Raw genomic sequence first — 522 nt, 5'->3', positions numbered from 1 at the left:
GCAGCAGACCAACCGCTTCAGCGTGCTGGACCGCGACAACATGGGCGAAATTTCCCAGGAAGCCAAGATCAAAGGCACCGCACAGAAGCTCAAGGGCGCTGACTACGTGGTGACTGGCGATGTGACCGAGTTCGGCCGCAAGGAAACCGGCGACCGCCAGCTGTTCGGCATCCTCGGCCGTGGCAAGACCCAAGTGGCCTACGCCAAAGTCGCATTGAATATCGTCAACATCAGCATGTACTTGGTGCCGTACTCGCTGACGGTGATGTACAGCGCGGCGTCGGCGCCGAAGATGTCATGCAGCTTGGCCGGCAGTACGCCCTGGATATCGTTGGCGGTGGTCAGGCCGTTCTGGCGGAAGGTTTCGTCCACCAGGGCGATAGGCAGCACGTAGTAGCCGGCTTCGGCCAACGGGTAGGTCACTTGCGAAACCAGGCTGTAGGACGCCTGCACTTCCGGCGATTCGTTGATCGGCGTACAAACAGGCACGACCCAAGTCGATCCTGGTGCTGCCGCCGATCA

1 protein-coding gene and 1 pseudogene are annotated in these 522 nt (G+C 60.7%); one reads left to right on the top strand and one right to left on the bottom strand.

Annotation, left to right across the window (positions count from 1 at the left end; all coding sequences use genetic code 11):
* Positions 1-40: 40 nt before the first annotated feature.
* A pseudogene (locus AC0L20_RS39770) lies at positions 41-214 on the top strand (CsgG/HfaB family protein); the annotation flags it as partial.
* Here the strand turns inward: AC0L20_RS39770 and AC0L20_RS39765 are convergent.
* The gene (locus AC0L20_RS39765; RefSeq protein WP_473295631.1) at positions 199-489 is read right to left on the bottom strand and encodes a GNA1162 family protein; all 291 of its coding nucleotides are present in this window, start codon (positions 487-489) and stop codon (positions 199-201) included. The pseudogene AC0L20_RS39770 and the gene AC0L20_RS39765 sit on opposite strands and share 16 nt — an antisense overlap.
* Between the last annotated feature and the right edge of the window lie 33 nt (positions 490-522).

The sequence above is a fragment of the Bradyrhizobium sp. Kon58 genome, from assembly GCF_055807455.1.
The sequence above is the reverse complement of the archived record's forward strand: the minus strand, read 5'-3'. Positions and strand labels throughout refer to the sequence as shown.